The following is a 15,735-nucleotide window of genomic DNA, read 5'->3' as shown; positions in this document are numbered from 1 at the left end:
CACGCTAAGCCTTTAAAAGCGTCCTTTCGTGTATTTTTCCGTCTATCATTTCCAGCTTCCTCGACATCTTCGAAGCTAGCGCTTCGTTATGCGTTGCTACGATGAGCGTTGTTTTCTCGGCCGCGTTGAGCTTAAGAAGCACTTCGAAGACCGAGTCGCCTGTCCTGGTGTCCAGGTTGCCGGTAGGCTCGTCGGCAAGCACCACCTTCGGGCGCTGCATGAGGGCCCTAACTATGGAGCAGCGCTGCTGCTCCCCGCCCGAAAGCTCTCCCGGCCTGTGCGTGAGCCTTTTCGAAAGCCCGACCGAGCCCAGAAGCTCTTTTGCGCGCTCTTTGGCCGCGGCCTTGTTTTGTCCGTTTATAAGTGCCGGCAGCATCACGTTCTCCATTGCCGTGAATTCCGGCAGGAGATGGTGGAATTGGAACACGAAGCCCACGGTCGAGTTTCTAAATGCAGCAAGAGCTGTGTCGCTCAAATCGAAGACAGCCGTATCGCCGTATTCGACCTTGCCGCTGCATGGTCTGTCTAGAGCGCCGAGCAGGTTTAAGAACGTGGATTTTCCAGCGCCCGAGGCGCCAACCAGCGCAACGGTGTCGGCCTCGAAAAACTCCACGTCTATTCCCTTAAGGACATCGAGCGCTTCTCTGCCGTTTCCGTAGGTCTTTTTAAGTCCGGTTATCTTTATGCCCGGCATTCCCTATATCATTGCGGAGGCGTCCTGCTTGGCCTTCATGGCCTCCGTGACCCTTTCTTTTATTAAGCCCTCAAAGGCGGTTCTTATGGCCGGATATGTTTCGAGCATGGATTTGAGGATGTTACGCGTAAAGGTCAGTACCTCGACCTCGCCGATGGCCGTGACGTTGGCGATGCGCGGCTTCGAGGTCGCAAGCGCGATTTCTCCGATAAAGTCGCCTTCGGAAAGTTCGCCGAGCGTTTTTTTGTTACTGCCTTCCTGTATCCACACGCCGACGTGCCCGCTCTTTATCAAAAACATTTCATCGCCTTTTTCGCCCTGCTTGCAGACATAGTCGCCGTTGTGGAATTTTCTGAGCTCGAGTTCCTTTAAATAGCTCTTGCGGTCCTTTTCGTTTACGACATTGAATATCGGGGATCTGGCAAGGAGGTTCTCGACAACGCGCTCCTTGTAGAAGTCGAAGAGCACCTGGCTTACGCGCGGACGCGCGGCTATTATGGCGTCGAGGTCAGCCCTTGTAAGCTCCAGGAGTTCGAGGTCTTCGAGCGCTCTGACGGTGTTCTTTCTCTTCGCGTTCGAGAAGAACCCGAATTCGCCGAAGAAGGCGCTGTCCTTATCGAGGGTGGCGACCGTCATCTCGTTGCCGCTAAAGTCCTTGGCGATTACGGCAAGCGTGCCCTGCACTATCATGAATATCGAAGAGCCTTCGTCCCCGGACTTTATTACGTCGTCGTCTTTTTTGAATGAACGGAACTTGACTTTGTTTACAACGTCGGTGAGTTCCTCGCGCGTGAAATCTGAGAATAGCGGGGTTCTCGGGAACTCGCGTTTTATCTCCTGTTTGGGCGCAGGCGCTGCTGCAGGGGCTGCCGGCCTGGCAGGAGCTGCGGCAGGCGGCGGTATTTCGCTTCCTCCCGGATGTGTCGATTCGGCGTAGGATTCGGCAAGGCGTTTTTGCGTTTCCTTGTCCGAGGGGTCTATCTGGATGATTATCTTCGATACCGCTATGGCCTTGATTATGAACCCGAGCTTGGTGAACGCGTCGGCCGCTTCCTTGTACGCCGCGACCGCTGCCTTGGTATCTTCCATCTTTCTCGCTATCTCTGCGATGCGTATCAGTATTCGCGGGTCTTTCTTGCCGTAGGTCCGGATTTCGTCGTAAGTCTTGAAGGCGTCCTTGAAGTTGCCTTTCAAGAAATACTTTTCGGCCTTGTCTTTTATTTTTGTAAGAGCGTCGTTATCAAGCGTCATGATTCACCTCACTCGTATCTTAGTCCCTCGACAGGGTCAAGCCTGGATGCCTTCCATGACGGATATATCGTCGCGAGAAAGCTTATTGCGAGCGATATCGCGATTATTGCTATGACAAACTCCGGCTCGGTCTTTGACGGCAGCCGGTCTATGTAGTATACGCTTGGCTGCAGGATGCGAAAGCCGAAGGTGTTCTCTAGAAAGAGAAGTATCGCCTCGAGGTTCGTTGCGCAAAGGATGCCGAGCACCGTCCCGAGAGTCGTCCCTATCACGCCGACTATCGCCCCTTCTATCATGAATATCTTCATTATCCCGCCTGATGTAGCGCCTATGCTTTTGAGTATGGCTATTTCCTTGCCCTTTTGCATAACGGTCATTATGAGCGTGCTTATGATGTTTAGCGCGGCTACTATTATTATCAGCGACAGTATTATGAACATCGCCACCTTTTCGAGTTTCAGCGCGGCCATGAGATTTTTGTTCATGTCCATCCATGTCTTTATCGAGAGTGTCGGGTCTATGCTCTCGCGTATGCGTTTGCCGATGTCGGGCGCGGCGTAGATGTCCTTTACCGTCACCTCTATGCCCGATACCGTGTTCCCGAGCCTGAAAAACGTCTGCGCGTTCTCGAGAGAGACGAACGCGAGGCTCGAATCGTACTCATACATGCCGACGGAAAATATCCCTGCCACTTTAAAGCTCGCCATCCTTGGCGCTGCTCCTGCAAGGGCCCTGCTTGCGGTCGGCGAGATCATGTTCACTTCGTCGCCAAGCCTTACACCAAGGCTTCTTGCGAGCTCGTTGCCGATCATTATTCCCGGAAGCTTGCCGGAGCCCGCAGCTTCCTTGAACCCCACCTTAAGCCCTTCGATACTGCCGGCCTTTATCTTTTCATCGAGCACGATGACCTTCGAATATGTCGAAAGGTCGAGCCCGCGTATTACGACACCTGTAACCGAATCGCCCGAAGACAATAGCCCCTGGCTGTATATGAAGGGCGAGGAGCCGGTAACGCCCTCGACCTTTGCCACCTTGTCGTTAAGCTCGCGGTAATTCGTCATCGAGTTCTTTAAGCCGAACTCGCTAAGTATCAGGTGCGAGTTCATGCCGAGGATCTTCTTTTTAAGGTCTTCCTCGAACCCTGTCATTACCGAGAGCACTATTATCAGGGCCATTACGCCAACGGTTATCCCGAGTATCGATATCGCCGATATGACCGAGAGAAACGTCGGTTTTTTCTTTGCCCTCAGATAGCGTAGCGCTATGAACCACTCATATCCCACGGCAGCCGTTTATTCCTTTGTCTCGTGCCTAAGGTGCGGAAATAGAATTACATCGCGTATCGACGGCGAGTCCGTAAGGAGCATCACAAGGCGGTCTATGCCAATGCCTTCGCCCCCTGCAGGAGGCATGCCGTACTCAAGGGCGCGTAGAAAGTCCTCGTCCATGGGCTGAGCTTCTTCGTCCCCGCCTTCTCTTTCTTTTGCCTGCGCCTCGAACCTTTCCCTCTGGTCTACAGGGTCGTTAAGTTCGCTAAAGGCGTTGGCTATCTCTCTGCCGCATACGATAAGCTCGAAGCGGTCCACGACAGTAGGGTCTTTTTCGTTCTTTCTCGAAAGAGGGGAGACCTCGACCGGGTACTTGGTAACGAAGGTCGGCTGCACGAACTTTCCTTCTGCCGTTTGCTCGAATATCTCAAGAAGTATAGCGCCGTGCGAAAGGTCTTTTTTCGCGTCTTTTACAAGGGTCTTTAAAAATGCAAAGGCCTTGTCCCTGTCAGTAAACACGTCTTCGGGCGGTTTCGCGTACTCGCGTATCGCGTCGTTTACCGTTATCCTCTTCCACGGCGGCGTAAGGTCGAGCTCTGTGCCCTGATAGGTTATCTTCATGGAGCCGTTAAGCTTCATGGCAATGGAGCTTATCATGTCCTCGGTAAGGTCCATCATGTCCTCGTACGTTGCATAAGCCTGGTAGAACTCGAGCATCGTGAACTCAGGGTTGTGCTGCGTTGATACGCCTTCGTTTCTGAAGTTCCTGTTTATCTCGAACACGCGCTCTATGCCGCCGACAAGGAGCCTCTTTAAGTAGAGCTCCGGCGCAATCCTTAGATACAGGTCCATATCGAGCGCGTTATGGTGCGTTACAAAGGGCTTTGCCGCAGCGCCCCCGGGGATTGGCTGCATCATCGGGGTTTCGGCCTCTATAAAGCCGCGCGTTGTGAGGTACTCCCTTACGAGCCGGATTATTTCCGTCCGCTTAAGGAACACATCGCGCGCGTCCTTGTTGACCATCAAGTCGAGGTAGCGCTGTCTGTACCTAGATTCAACGTCCTTTAAGCCGTGCCACTTCTCCGGAAGAGGGCGAAGGCCCTTTGAGAGAAGCTTAAGAGAAGTCGCTTCGAGTGTCAGCTCGTCGGTCTTTGTGCGAAAAAGCGTGCCCGATACGCCGACAAAGTCGCCTATGTCTATTTCCTTATATAGCGCCCAGCCGTCATCGCCAAGCCCGTCCTTCTTGAAGTACACCTGGAGCCGCTCGCTTGCGTCCTGCACGTGCGCGAAGGAGGCCTTTCCGAAATCACGGCGCGACATGACGCGTCCGGCGATTATTGCCCCGGGCTTTAGGGCCTCGAGTTCTTCCTTGTTCTTTGGCGAGAACTTTTCTATGTATGAAAGACAGCTCGCCTCAGGCTTAAAGTCGTTAGGGTACGGATTAATGCCCTTTTGTTTTAAGGTTTTTAGTCTCTCAAGTCGCTGTTCGAATTCCTGACCAACCGATTCCTTCAAAATAACGCTCCGAATAGTAAAATTGGGTAAATACCACCCTTGAAAAAGCAAAAAAAGACCTGCCGCACCTTTGGGCACGTTTAAATTGTAAAGGTATCCTATTTAGGGCCCTTAGTCAAGGAAAAAGCACGAATTTTCACGGGGTTAAAAGATTTTAAGGTTTGGGGATAAATCCCTAAAAAAGGCCTTTTGCCTCGGCGTATTCCAGGCCAAAGGAGGCGGCCAGGTTTCGGTTCGTGATCTTGCCGTTTAGGGTGTTTATGCCGCAAAGTATGGCGCTGTCTTCCATAGCTGCCTTTTGCACACCGAGGTTTGCGAGTTTTAGAAGATAGGATAGGGTGACATTTGTCAGCGCTATGGTCGAGGTCCGGGGCACTGCCCCGGGCATATTGGCCACACCGTAGTGTATGACGCCGTCTACCACATAGGTTGGCGAGGAGTGGGTGGTAGGGCGAATGGTCTCGACGCAACCGCCCTGGTCAACGGCTACATCCGTGATTATAGAGCCTTTTTTCATCTTTTTCACAAGCTCTTTTTTGACCAGTATAGGCGTCCTTGCCCCGGGTATGTGCACCGCGCCGACAAGCAGGTCCGCGCCCATTACAGCGTGCTCTATGTTATGGGAGTTGGAGATAAGCGTTTTTATCCTGCCAAGGAACATGTCCTCTATATGCCCGAGTTTGTCGGGGTTAGAGTCGAGTACCAGCGTATCCGCGCCTAATCCAAGCGCTGTTTTTGCGGCGTTTTGCCCGACTATGCCCGCGCCTATTATGACGACCGAGCCGCGCTCTACCCCTGTTGCGCCCTCTAAAAGTATGCCTCTGCCGCCGTGGTGGCGCATAAGGTACTCTGCGCCAAGCTGCACAGAGAGCCTGCCCGCAACCTCGCTCATGGGTTTTAGTATCGGAAGTCTCTTATCCGGCGTCTCGACTGTTTCGTAGGCTATTGCCGAGACCTTTTTTAAAACGAGCTCGTCGAGGAGCTTTCTATTGGACGCGAGGTGAAGGAAGGTAAAGAGTATGAGCCCGGGCCTTAGGTATACGTACTCGCTCTCGAGCGGCTCCTTTACCTTCACTACCATGTCGGCCGAGTACGCCTCTTTTGCCGTAGCAACTATTTTTGCGCCGATACTTAAGTAATCTTCGTCAGGAAAGCCGCTCTCAGTGCCTGCGTTTTTCTCTATAAGCACATCGTGCCCTGCTTCTATGAGGGCCCTGGCACCGGACGGGATAAGTGCTACGCGGTACTCGTTGTCTTTTATTTCCTTTGGCACGCCGATTATCATAATGTTATTTTCCGTCCTTATCTGGCGCGGTGTTGATGTCTTCCAAGTGCCTTGGCATGAACCATTTCTGCGCGATGAAGGTCGGCACAACAGCGCTCGCTATCAATACTGCCGTAAGCACAGAGTACTGCGTCTGGGTTATGTACTCGGACTTAAGGCCAAACATCAGGGCTATGAGGCCGAAGGTAAGGCCCGTGCTAAGTAGAAGGGTAGAGTACATGTCGTCGCCCTGCGGAAAAATCTTTTTCGCGATGAAGTACACGCCGAGGAACTTCGATACCTGCTTTATGATGAAGAGCTCGAAAAACATCACGAACGCGCCAAGCACCACGAAGAGCTGCACCTTCATGCCTACGACGATGAAGAACACCGGCGTTATGAGCGAGAACGCAACGATGCGGATGCGGCCTTTGACGTTTGACGCGGTCTTTACCTCCGCGAAATGCCTGGACATGAAAAGACCCAGTAAAAACGCAGGTAAAATGGCGTGTCCGCCCCCGAGGTTCGCGAAGTATATGAACACCAAAAGAAGGGCGAATATGTATTTCAGTTCCGGCTCAACGACCTTGTTCTTGAATACGGGGTTTTCGAATACAAGGTGCGAGAACCTGGTGGCGAGGTATATGACGCCTATCGAGACGATGATAAAGACCCACATATAGAGCGTGAGCTTGGCAAATAGTATGCTTAGCATGAGCGCTGTGCCGGTGTTGGTGATAAATGTCGCGGCCATGAGCGTTTTTCCGGTCTGCGTTCTTATGAGCCCTGTCTCGAGGAGCACGGAGTAGACGACTGCTATGGATGTCTCGCTCATAGCCACTCCGGCAATGAGAGAGGCGTTTAAGCTCCATCCGGCCCAGAAGTACGTGTATATGAATGTGAAGACAAGTGGTACTCCGAATGAACCGAGGCCGATAAGCAGGCTTTGCGAGAATTTTTCCTTAAGGAGCTTTAAGTCCACCTCCGCTCCGGCAAGGAAGGTGAGTATTATGCCGCCAAACCCGGCAAAGTATATCATCCAGTCAGCGGGCTCGAGCCCGGCTGTGCCTGCGAGCACGCCGATAAGTATCTCGATAACGGCAACAGATATCCCGAACCGAAGAGAAATCATGCTCGAGACGAGTATCATCAGTCCTGCGATTAATGGTACGAGGTCGGCGGAGTGCATTTCATTAAATTAGCAGAATAATACGGCTGGCGCAAAGGATTTCTCTGGCTTGAGGCCGCCGATTTTCGCGGCAGGCGTGACGCCTGCACCCGAAAGTAAAAGCTGACATTCTTGCGCAGGCGGGAATTTGGTGTTTATCGAAGCTTTGCCCCTGCGGGGCGGCTTTTGGGTATGGGACGTGCGAGGGCTGCGGCCCCGCCGCACAGCCACCCCGCGTCAAACCCTGCCTTAAATCGCTTCGCTCATGCGCCCCCGGTTTGGCGTCCGCCTCATGTGCGGCCCGCTTAAGCCGCTCGCTTAGCCCCATACCCTGGGTTTTAAAAACAAAGAAAAATCGTTTATATTATAATTTGGCATGGGGTTTTTGTTTTTGCGGTTGTTGTGGTAGAATTGGGGGCGGGCGCTGTTCACTCTATAGAATTTGAATTAAAGATTAAATTTTAAGTATTATAGATACTAAAGGAGAAAACCAATGAAAAAGCTTTTACTTCTTATAAGTTGTGCTTTTTCTGTACTGTTGTTGTCGGATTGGAGCTACGGAACTACAACAGTGGGTGTGCAAGCAGGGTTGGTTGATGGGTTTGATGTGTCCAGGGCCAACGAGGAAGCGGTAAAGGTCTTAGATGCCGCCCAATTAGATAATAATTTTAATGTGCATTATATTCGGGGGGTATTATATAGAGCGCAGTCCAACGACAAAAAGGCGATAGAGGAATTGCTTGAAGCCATAAAGATGAAGGCCGATCATTATCAGAGCTATCTTTTGTTGGGACAAATATATATATCAGGAAAATATAAAGATATAAGTAAAGCCGCTGAATATTTTGGCATTGCAAGAAAAGTTGCGCCCAAAGAACCTGTTGTTTATACGGAAAGTGCTTTGCTGTACGTTTATACGAAAGATATGTTGAATGCGATTGCGTTGTTGGAGGAAGGAATTGGAAAGACGGATGCGGAAAGTTTGTATTATAATCAGACGATTGTTTTGATGAGTAGCGATGATAGTGTGACGAAAAAGTTTGATTTTAACAAGAATGGGCGTATTATAAGAAATCTTGAAAGAGCAATAGAATTATCTCCTAAAACTCCCTACTATTTTCTCCTTGGCGCTGTCTATTTGGAGGAGAATGCTTACGATAAAGCCGAAAAGGCGTTTAATAGTGTTTTGAAGCAGGAACCCAAATATGTTCTTGCAATTTTGGGTCTTGCAAGTGTGTATGAAGGAAGACATGAGTATGAAAAAGCAATTGGTTTGGCGAAAGAAGCTTTGAAGATAGATCCCGGGAACAAAGCGGCACAGAGTGAATTGAAGGAATACGAAGAAGGCTTTGAAAAATGGAAAAGAGAGAAGAAAAACTGATGTGTAAAAACTAAGCCTGGTAGGTCGGATTAGCGAAGTGTAATCCGACAAAAAATCTACGGAGATTACAAAATGCAAACCAAGCCCGGTACCCCTCTCCCTTTCTCCCTCTCCCCGTTGCAATCGGGGAGAGGGATTATCATTTGAACAACAGTAGTTATTTTCGACCATTGATTATGGCGGTTTTCCCTAAAATATCCTCTCCCCAATGCGATTGGGGAGAGGATAAAGGTGAGGGGTTACGGAGCTTAATCTTTTCCAAACCCAGGCCGTGAGGTCACGCAAGGCTTAAGCGGGCCGCTTAGCCCCATACCCGGGGTTTTAAAAACAAAGAAAAATCGTTTATATTATAATCAGGCATGGGGTTTTTGTTTGAGCCCGGTTGTGGTAGAATTGGGTTGTGACAAAATACGGCAGGAATGTTTTGCCAGACACGGCGTGTAAGATGTATTGTTTATGAAAACACTTAATGTTTTAATCAAAAATACGATATGCACTTTTTTGACGGGCATTATTTTTCTTGTTTTGGGTTGTGACAAAAAAGAAGTTGTAATTATTTCCGATAACAAACCGGAATTGATAATGCAAATTTCTTGGGGCCCTGAGAAAAAGGATATTCTTGGGCTTGCTAAGAGTCCTGATTTTTATGGTACCGACTACATAGGTTTTTCGGCCTTTTATGTTTGGGATGGTTCTTTATATTTATACGACCCTGTTAAGGAAAGAATAGCTGCGTACAAAAACAACAGTGTTGAAGTTGTTCTAGATTATATTCCTGCGAAATTGCCGCATTCGACAGGCGATATCGTTGATATAGCAGTAAACAAACATTCAATTTATATATTGGATGATTTTGGCTTTATCGAGCGCATTGACCGTAATACCGGCAAGGTGGTTGTTAAAAGAAATGAATCTGTGTGGGGAGAGAAAATGGAGTGGTCTGACGATAGAGGTGCATATCATATGTATCTTCTTTACGATATGCTTGTAGTTGCGTCGGGAGCCAATGCATGTTTTAACCTTTTGGATATTACAGATATTGAATGCAAAGGGCGTATTTTTGAAGAATATGCACCCATGTGGAGATTCAAAGGCAACAAGTATGGTAATGCATATGAATATACCGTTTTGGATGATCACGAATATGTTTATGACAATTGGAAGAATGTTTTTTTGTATAAAGATGGTATGCCAATAGAAGAAATGAAGCTAACTCGGAATGATGGAGAGTTTAAAATGTTTATTTCCAGATATTATCAGTACGGAAAGGAAGGGATTTATTATATAGATAGAGAAAAAGAAGGCATAAAGCTTTATTTGAAAAAATGGTCAAAGGCAAATTAAGCCGGGTAGATACCGTCTTGGAAGTCAAGCGGTTCTTGCTTCGCAAAGTGTTCTTTCAAAAATTTCCTCTCCCCTTATTATAAAAGGGGAGAGGAAAAAGGTGAGGGGTTACGGCACTTGTTTCTTTCAAAACCCCGGCCGTGAGGTCACGCAAGGCTTAAGCGGGCCGCACAGGAGGCGGGCGCCAAACCGGGGGCGCATGAGCGAAGCGATTTAAGGCAGGCTCCGCCTGTTTCATGACGTGTAACAGGCAAGTGATCGCGTTAGGTTCGTGGACTAATCGAGGAATATTTGGGTGCAGGCCGTCGGCCTGCCGGTGGGGTCGTAGCCTTGCAGACCTTACGGCCAAAGCCGCGCGGCCAGCGCAATGTCTTTCAGAAAAATGGATTCCTGCTTCCGCAGGAATGACAGAGATAAGACGCTGGATTCCCGCTTTCGCGGGAATGACGAAATTGTGGGATGGCTTCGCTCACAATGACAGTATTATCATTTGGGTGCAGGCCCTCGGCCTGCTGCAGGCGTCACGCCTGCACATCAACGCCGACGAAGTACGCCATTATCGCCCCTTTATCCTCGGCAATACTTCTTTTTTCAGGAAATTAATCGCCGTATCCACCTGTTTTTCATCCCGTGCGCTTGCCGAAGAATTAAGTGGCGCGTCTCTTAGTATGTCGAGCTTATCGCTTTCCTGCCCCGACATTATCGCCCACGCAAGCGTCCATGCGCGTTTTACGTTATCAAGGTTATATCCGCCTCCTCCAAGCGCAATCCACGGAAGGTCGAATGATTTGAATGTCCGTATCATCTCCTCGAACCCGTTTGTCGTGAGGTTTAAGTGCGTCAAAGGGTCGCTTGCGAATGTGTCCACACCAAGCTGCGTTACAAGGACATCGGGCTTGAAGGCATCTACGGCATCCGGCACGATTTCGTCAAACCCGTATACAAAGAGCTCGTCCCCTGTACCGGGCGGAAAGGGCAGGTTGATTGAGTATCCCTTGCCGCTACCTTCGCCCATGTCTTCCGGGAACCCGGTGCCTGGAAATAGATAGAACCCGTTTTCGTGGAGCGATACGGTAAGCACCTTGTCCGTTGAGTAGAACGCCTTTTCAACGCCGTCGCCGTGGTGCGCGTCTATGTCAACGTAGAGAACGCGTTTGCCGGAGTTAACGAGTTTCTTTATCGCAACTGCCGCGTCGTTTAAATAGCAAAACCCCGAGGCCTTTGCAGCCATTGCGTGATGCAGCCCTCCTGCAATGTTAAATGCCGTCTGGGCTTCTTTGTTTTTAATAAGCGCCGCAGCCTGAAGAGACGCGCCTGTTGAATACAGCGACCATTCGAAGATATTTTTAAATACCGGATTATCGCCTGCGCCAAGGGAAAACCTCGCGGCATCTTTTTCATCCATTGCATCGAGCGTGCCGTCATTAACTGCCTTTAGCGCACTAACGTACTCGGGCGTATGTATAAGGCGTGCGTCATCCTCGGTTGCCTTTGTGGCCGCTATTTCGATTGAGTCTGTTTGATTAAGTAGATCGTGCTTCTTGATAAGCTCGTAGGTTTGTGCCAGGCGCACAGGGCGCATGGGGTGCGTGTTGCCGTAGATTGCGTCAGCGAATTTTTCGGAATACAGAAAGGCGCTTTTCGTTTTCATCGAATAACGCGTCCTTTCCCGAGGCAAGTGTTATCTAAGAAGCGTTGTTCTCGGTTTTACGCTTACCGAGTGGTCTTTCGGAGGCGTATAGCGCGTCATGAGCTCCAAACGCCCCTGTGCTTTGAGGCGCGCGTAAATACGTATCCACGCGCAGTCGTTACCCCGGTTTACCTCGCATTTACCTTTGTCAACGCCGCCGCACGGGCCGTTTAAAAGCCCCTTTGGGCAATCTGTGTGCGGGCAGATGCCGGCCGTTGCGTCAAGCACACAGTCGCCACATAATGAACAGCCTTCGAAAAACCTTCCAACTCTCTCGACACTTGCAAGGAAAGTCGAATCGAGCGCAGGAAGCACTGCCTGAGTTTCCTTTGCGTTATCAGCAACTGTCTTTACCCCTGCGCCGCAGCTTAGGACAAGTATTGTATCCGAGGTGTTAAGGGCATCCTGCTGCCTGAACTCGCGTCTTACGAGCTGGTTATAACAGGTTTCGTCGACAAGGGAGGAGCCTGTTACTTTATAACCGTTTTTCTCAAGAAGCCCGGTCATCTCTTTTATCTCAGGGGCCCCGCCTGTTTTGCACTGCTCTGCGCACGTGTCGCAGCCAAAGAGGTAAACGGATTTTCCACCGGTGGTTTTTAGCGACTCAAGGATGTCATTTGGATCTTTTTTTGTCGTGATTATCATGCCAGTTATCCTTTTTTGATTGTGCGTGCTGCCGCGTCCACTGTATTCCTAAGAAGCATTGCGATGGTCATCGGCCCCACGCCTCCGGGAACAGGCGTTATGAAGGAGGCGCGTTTTTTCGCTGCCTCGTACTCAACATCGCCAACGAGCTTGCCTTCGGCAGTTCTGTTGATGCCAACGTCTATGACAACTGCGCCTTCCTTTATCCACGAGCCCTTTACGAACTCGGCCTTTCCTATTGCGGCAACCACTACGTCCGCCGCGAGAACTTTCTTTTCCAAATCCTTTGTCTTCGAGTGGCAGATGCTCACAGTGGCGTTCTTCTGGAGAAGCATCATTGCCATTGGTTTTCCGACTATATTGGAACGGCCAATTATGACAGCGTCCTTACCCGAAAGCTCTATGCCCGAGGCCTCGATTAACTTCATTACGCCAAGCGGAGTACATGGCTCGAAAGTGGGCCTCCCGGTCATCAGTCGGCCTACATTATACGGGTGGAACCCGTCTGAGTCTTTCTCAGGCGCGATTGTTTCGAGGATTTTATCTGAGTTTATGTGCTTTGGGAGCGGAAGCTGCACGAGAATGCCGTGGACTTCTTTGTCAGCGTTTAGTTCCTTTATGAGCTTAAGAAGGCTTTCTTCGCTCGTGTCAGCTGAGAGCGTATGTTGCACAGAGCGGATTCCCGCTTTTTCGCAGGCAATACCCTTGTTTTTTACGTATACCTTTGAGGCCGGGTCTTCGCCAACGAGCACGACCGCGAGCCCGGGTGTTACGTTATGCGCGGCCTTCATTGCCGCGACTTCGTTCTTTAGCGCTTCGCGGATACTCTCCGCAACCGCCTTGCCGTCTATAATGTTCCCGATGGTTGTCATAGACAGTCATTATACTTCAAAAAAGCCGCAAAAAGCAAACATTTCGAGCTGTGGCGCGCGCATTTTGCCGATTTTAGCGGCTTGACATGCGTCACATATGATATAGTATCTATAAGGAAGAATAAAATAGAGAAGGAGACGGAATTATGGCTACGTTTTGGGAAAAAATGAGCGGAGAGCTCAAAAAAGCTGCACAGAACGGGTGGGAAGCGGTCAAGGTCGGGGCAAAGAAGGCCTCTGACAAGGGCGAAGAGGTTGCAAAGGTCAGTAAGCTTCGCTACAACGCCTATTCAAAGCACAAAGAGGCCGAGAATATTCTTTCCGAACTCGGCGGCAAGGTCTATGACCTGTCGAAGACGCCCTCTGAAAATCCGTTTGCCAACGAAGGCGTAAAGGGGCTTGTCGAGAAGGTCAGGAAGATAGAGGAAGAGGTTGCCGCAATAGAGACCGAGATAGCCGCCATCAAGGTAAAGGGCGGGAATGGTTCGGACGACACCTCGAAAGACCAGCCAGCGCAGTAATTTTCTCGCATCATGAGCGGTATTCGTTACAGGATAGTATCGAAGTACATAGGCACGGTCTTTCTCGTCATGGCAGCGGTCTTTGCGGTAACGGCCGCTTGCGCAGTGGTGTACGGCGAGAAAGGCGCGCTGTATTTCTTTTTGCCGGCGAGTATCGCCTCTGCCGCTATCGGGGTTTTTCTCATAAAACGGGTTCCTGAAAAGGATGTTGCCGACGCGGAGGCCGCGGCAGTGGCGGCGCTTTCCTTTCTCACGGCCAGCATAATCGGTGCAGTGCCGTTTGTGTTCCTTACGGGATCGCCGCTTATTGACGCGTGGTTCGAGGCCATGAGCGGCGTAACCACCACCGGGTTCTCGCTCCTTACCGTAGATACCGCGCCAAGATCTGTTGTTTTTTACCGCGCGCTTCTTCAGTGGATAGGCGGCCTGGGTTTTATCATCATAACAGCCGCGGTATTTCTTGTCTCCGGCCGTCCGGCTGTGACGCTTCTTAAAGACGCTATAGAGGAAAAGGTATTTGCCCGAATTACGAAGAACATTCGTACCGTTGCTTTAACGTACTTTGTCTTTACGCTTGCCGGGATTATTCTCCTTCTCATATTCGGTATAAAGGTATTCGATGCCGTAAGTCTCGCGATGGCCGGCATTTCCACTGGCGGGTTTGCCCCGGTCTCCGATATATCGGTATTGTATTCGCCGTGGCAGGTGTTCTTTCCGCTGATCGTAATAATGTTTCTCGGCTCAACGAACTTCATGGCCTATTATAAGGAGTTAAAGGAGCAGAAAACGCTGAAAGATGCCTTGCGCGCGGTGGCGACGAACCCGCAGTTTCTAACACTTACCTTTACCATGACCATAGCCGGCATTGTCTTCGCTGTTATCTACGACGGCCCGCACGAGGCCGTAGAGGGAATCTTTCTTGCCGTGTCCGCGCACTCGACCACAGGATTTACTTTATCGCCAGTAACCGCGTTCCCTGAGCCGGTTCTTATGCTCGCGATAGTTCTTATGTTCGTCGGTGGTTCGGTGGGTTCGACCGCGGGCGGCATAAAAATATCGCGTGCCATAGACGTATTCAAGGGGCTTAAGAGGTTCGCGCTTTCAACGATATACCCAAGAGAGATGGTGTCTGCCGGGGACGAAGGGAAGAAGGACGGCTTATCCGCGGCGATTTATGTTATAACATTATATACTTGCGCCGTAATCGTTTCGGCGGTAATATTCGTTATGAGCGGGTATGGGCCGCTTTTAAGCGTTTTCGAGGTCGTAAGCGCGGCCTCCACTGTCGGGCTCTCCGGCGGCATTGTTTCACCGGAGCTTGCCTCGCCCCTGAAACTTATTTTGATATTCCTTATGTGGGGCGGCAGGCTCGAGTTCATCGCCCTTATGATATGGGGCGCCGCCATTATAGCGCGCAGATAAATAAAACGAGATTTTGGAGAAACGGCACATGAAGGTAATCATAGCCGGCGGCGGCGATGTCGGCCGTCTTACGGCCGAGAACTTCATAAACCTCGGCCATGAGGTTACGCTCATAGAGAGAGATAAGGAAGTATGCACAAAGCTTGCCGAGTCTTTTGACGCCATGATACTTTGCGGCGATGCCACGCGCCCGGATATGCTCGAGAAGGCCGGCGTCGAAGGAGCGGATATAGTCATAGCGCTTACGGAAAAGGACCAGGACAACATCATAATATCGCTTATCGCAAAGCAGTACGGCGCAAAACGCTGCATCGTAATGCTCGACGACAGGGAGTTCAATGCCGTGTGCATAAAGCTCGGCATGGAGGAGATAATAAACCCCAAGGCCGCGGCGGCCGCGCACATAGCCGATATGGCCAAGAGGCGTCATGCCATAGAGGTGTCGACACTTGTAGGAGGAGCACTCAGGGCTTTTACCGTGGATATAAAGGACGAGCAGGCCGGGAAAAAGATAGAAGAGATGGGGCTTCCGTCGGCGTCGCTTGCCGTGGTGGTCGAGAGGGGCGAGGAGTTCTTCCTTGCTTCTCCGGGTTTCGAGTTGATAGAGCGCGACCGCCTTACTGTGCTTTGCGAGGAAAAAGTGCTCGATACGATAAAAAAGAAGTTCTCTTAGACAAACGACAGTGGAACAAATCCCGTT

14 protein-coding genes are annotated in these 15,735 nt (G+C 50.4%); 5 read left to right on the top strand and 9 right to left on the bottom strand.

All coding sequences use genetic code 11. The annotated features are described in order from the left end of the window. Window positions 1-4 precede the first annotated feature (4 nt). From OEV59_04830 to OEV59_04805, 6 genes are all read right to left on the bottom strand, one after another. On the bottom strand, window positions 5-694 hold the full coding sequence (locus OEV59_04830; protein ID MDH4227063.1) for an ABC transporter ATP-binding protein: 690 nt from the start codon (window positions 692-694) through the stop codon (window positions 5-7). A 3-nt stretch (window positions 695-697) separates the two neighbouring features. Next, window positions 698-1,945, bottom strand: a complete 1,248-nt coding sequence (locus OEV59_04825) for a cyclic nucleotide-binding domain-containing protein (GenBank protein ID MDH4227062.1) — start codon at window positions 1,943-1,945, stop codon at window positions 698-700. A gap of 8 nt (window positions 1,946-1,953) precedes the next feature. Beyond that, window positions 1,954-3,228, bottom strand: coding sequence for a lipoprotein-releasing ABC transporter permease subunit (locus OEV59_04820; protein ID MDH4227061.1), 1,275 nt, complete (start codon window positions 3,226-3,228; stop codon window positions 1,954-1,956). Window positions 3,229-3,237: 9 nt separating this feature from the next. Then, complete coding sequence (gene lysS, locus OEV59_04815; GenBank protein MDH4227060.1) at window positions 3,238-4,728, bottom strand: lysine--tRNA ligase; 1,491 nt, start codon at window positions 4,726-4,728, stop codon at window positions 3,238-3,240. A 175-nt stretch (window positions 4,729-4,903) separates the two neighbouring features. Further along, window positions 4,904-6,013 (bottom strand): alanine dehydrogenase, encoded by a 1,110-nt coding sequence (ald, locus tag OEV59_04810; protein MDH4227059.1) that lies wholly within the window; start codon window positions 6,011-6,013, stop codon window positions 4,904-4,906. 4 nt (window positions 6,014-6,017) lie between these two features. Next, the gene (locus tag OEV59_04805; protein MDH4227058.1) at window positions 6,018-7,181 is read right to left on the bottom strand and encodes a cation:proton antiporter; all 1,164 of its coding nucleotides are present in this window, start codon (window positions 7,179-7,181) and stop codon (window positions 6,018-6,020) included. Between the two features lie 472 nt (window positions 7,182-7,653). On the opposite strand from OEV59_04805, the gene OEV59_04800 reads away from it, so the two are divergent. Together OEV59_04800 and OEV59_04795 are read left to right on the top strand one after the other, a co-directional pair. Further along, window positions 7,654-8,541 carry a tetratricopeptide repeat protein gene (locus OEV59_04800; protein MDH4227057.1) on the top strand — a complete coding sequence of 296 codons (888 nt, stop codon included), beginning with the start codon at window positions 7,654-7,656 and terminating at the stop codon, window positions 8,539-8,541. 456 nt (window positions 8,542-8,997) lie between these two features. Beyond that, window positions 8,998-9,885, top strand: a complete 888-nt coding sequence (locus tag OEV59_04795; GenBank protein ID MDH4227056.1) for a hypothetical protein — start codon at window positions 8,998-9,000, stop codon at window positions 9,883-9,885. 556 nt (window positions 9,886-10,441) lie between these two features. Here the strand turns inward: OEV59_04795 and OEV59_04790 are convergent. From OEV59_04790 to folD, 3 genes are read right to left on the bottom strand one after another with little or no spacing between them, the layout of a single operon-like run. Next, complete coding sequence (locus tag OEV59_04790; GenBank protein MDH4227055.1) at window positions 10,442-11,536, bottom strand: acetoin utilization protein AcuC; 1,095 nt, start codon at window positions 11,534-11,536, stop codon at window positions 10,442-10,444. A 30-nt stretch (window positions 11,537-11,566) separates the two neighbouring features. After that, window positions 11,567-12,220, bottom strand: coding sequence for a methylenetetrahydrofolate reductase C-terminal domain-containing protein (locus tag OEV59_04785; GenBank protein MDH4227054.1), 654 nt, complete (start codon window positions 12,218-12,220; stop codon window positions 11,567-11,569). Window positions 12,221-12,225: 5 nt separating this feature from the next. After that, window positions 12,226-13,083, bottom strand: coding sequence for a bifunctional methylenetetrahydrofolate dehydrogenase/methenyltetrahydrofolate cyclohydrolase FolD (gene folD, locus OEV59_04780; protein MDH4227053.1), 858 nt, complete (start codon window positions 13,081-13,083; stop codon window positions 12,226-12,228). A 155-nt stretch (window positions 13,084-13,238) separates the two neighbouring features. Here folD and OEV59_04775 point away from each other — a divergent pair, with 155 nt between their 5' ends. From OEV59_04775 to OEV59_04765, 3 genes are read left to right on the top strand one after another with little or no spacing between them, the layout of a single operon-like run. Then, window positions 13,239-13,613, top strand: a complete 375-nt coding sequence (locus OEV59_04775; GenBank protein ID MDH4227052.1) for a hypothetical protein — start codon at window positions 13,239-13,241, stop codon at window positions 13,611-13,613. Window positions 13,614-13,625: 12 nt separating this feature from the next. Further along, a complete protein-coding gene (locus OEV59_04770; GenBank protein MDH4227051.1) occupies window positions 13,626-15,035 on the top strand; it encodes a hypothetical protein in 1,410 nt (469 codons plus the stop codon). A gap of 28 nt (window positions 15,036-15,063) precedes the next feature. After that, window positions 15,064-15,708 (top strand): NAD-binding protein, encoded by a 645-nt coding sequence (locus OEV59_04765; GenBank protein MDH4227050.1) that lies wholly within the window; start codon window positions 15,064-15,066, stop codon window positions 15,706-15,708. Window positions 15,709-15,735 lie beyond the last annotated feature (27 nt).

This window comes from Deltaproteobacteria bacterium, assembly GCA_029858205.1.
Lineage (GTDB): Bacteria > Desulfobacterota > GWC2-55-46 > GWC2-55-46 > DRQE01 > JAOUFM01.
The sequence above is the reverse complement of the archived record's forward strand: the minus strand, read 5'-3'. Positions and strand labels throughout refer to the sequence as shown.

Bases quoted from the DNA above. Each gene is read 5' to 3' on its own strand.
- OEV59_04830 (MDH4227063.1), bottom strand. From the start codon at position 694: ATGCCGGGCATAAAGATAACCGGACTTAAAAAGACCTACGGAAACGGC.
- OEV59_04825 (MDH4227062.1), bottom strand. From the start codon at position 1,945: ATGACGCTTGATAACGACGCTCTTACAAAAATAAAAGACAAGGCCGAA.
- ald (MDH4227059.1), bottom strand. From the start codon at position 6,013: ATGATAATCGGCGTGCCAAAGGAAATAAAAGACAACGAGTACCGCGTA.
- OEV59_04805 (MDH4227058.1), bottom strand. From the start codon at position 7,181: ATGCACTCCGCCGACCTCGTACCATTAATCGCAGGACTGATGATACTC.
- OEV59_04800 (MDH4227057.1), top strand. From the start codon at position 7,654: ATGAAAAAGCTTTTACTTCTTATAAGTTGTGCTTTTTCTGTACTGTTG.
- OEV59_04795 (MDH4227056.1), top strand. From the start codon at position 8,998: ATGAAAACACTTAATGTTTTAATCAAAAATACGATATGCACTTTTTTG.
- OEV59_04790 (MDH4227055.1), bottom strand. From the start codon at position 11,536: ATGAAAACGAAAAGCGCCTTTCTGTATTCCGAAAAATTCGCTGACGCA.
- OEV59_04785 (MDH4227054.1), bottom strand. From the start codon at position 12,220: ATGATAATCACGACAAAAAAAGATCCAAATGACATCCTTGAGTCGCTA.
- OEV59_04775 (MDH4227052.1), top strand. From the start codon at position 13,239: ATGGCTACGTTTTGGGAAAAAATGAGCGGAGAGCTCAAAAAAGCTGCA.
- OEV59_04770 (MDH4227051.1), top strand. From the start codon at position 13,626: ATGAGCGGTATTCGTTACAGGATAGTATCGAAGTACATAGGCACGGTC.
- OEV59_04765 (MDH4227050.1), top strand. From the start codon at position 15,064: ATGAAGGTAATCATAGCCGGCGGCGGCGATGTCGGCCGTCTTACGGCC.